The sequence below is a fragment of the Leptospira venezuelensis genome (assembly GCF_002150035.1).
Lineage (GTDB): Bacteria > Spirochaetota > Leptospiria > Leptospirales > Leptospiraceae > Leptospira_B > Leptospira_B venezuelensis.
The window spans coordinates 1-799 of the sequence record NZ_NETS01000004.1 but is presented as its reverse complement, the minus strand read 5'-3'; the positions used below and the strand labels follow the sequence as shown (position 1 = coordinate 799).

The 799-nt window shown below is 34.7% G+C and carries 1 protein-coding gene; it reads left to right on the top strand.

Going from position 1 to position 799, the window contains the following annotated elements; genetic code table 11:
* Positions 1-740: alpha/beta hydrolase (locus tag B1C82_RS00235; RefSeq protein WP_205871446.1), on the top strand; the 740-nt coding region annotated here is incomplete at its 5' end.
* Positions 741-799: the final 59 nt, after the last annotated feature.

The following is a 799-nucleotide window of genomic DNA, read 5'->3' as shown; positions in this document are numbered from 1 at the left end:
CTTATTTGTTTCGAAGTGTTCTGTATTACGGGAAATCTGAGAAAATAGACCCAAAACTAATTCCCGGTGAACTCATCACTATCTCAAATTCAAACCGAGACGTCAATGCTCACTTGTTAAAAGGAAAAGATCTATCATCAAAAGGATTAGTAGTGATGCTTCATGGGCAGGGTGGAACCATGTATGGAGAGGCAAGATTCTTTAAGCATTTTTATGAACAAGGCTATTCCGGACTTTTTGTTGAATATGCTGGATTTGGTCTCTCTAAGAAGTATTCTCCTTCTGAAAATAATCTGTATGATGACTCAGAAAAAATTATTCGGTATGTTCAAGCAAAATACAATTTTCCGCCTAATAAAACAATTTTATGGGGTCGTTCGTTAGGCAGTGGGGTAGCAATTGAGCTGACTTTAAGAAATATATCATCTCATTTGATTTTGGTAACTCCATATACTTCGATCTATGAAGTAGCTAAATATAAATATACGCAACTTATCCCGGAATTTCTTATTATCGATAAATTCGAGAATATTTCTAAAGCCGCTAGTATAAATTTACCAACCTTGATTGTTGCTGCGAGACTTGATAACATGACGCCAATTAATATGGCGCTTTCTTTACATGCTAAAATTGAAAATTCTTCGTATTTAGAGTTAGCTACGGCCGATCATTTCAGTGTGAATGAAAATCTTTCTGGAAAAGATTTTACTAAAATTTTCGATTTCTTAACTAAGAAATAATATAAAAGTAAGATCTCTTTAGTTCGGGCTTTACTTCGCTTAACTATCGGCTCTGACGC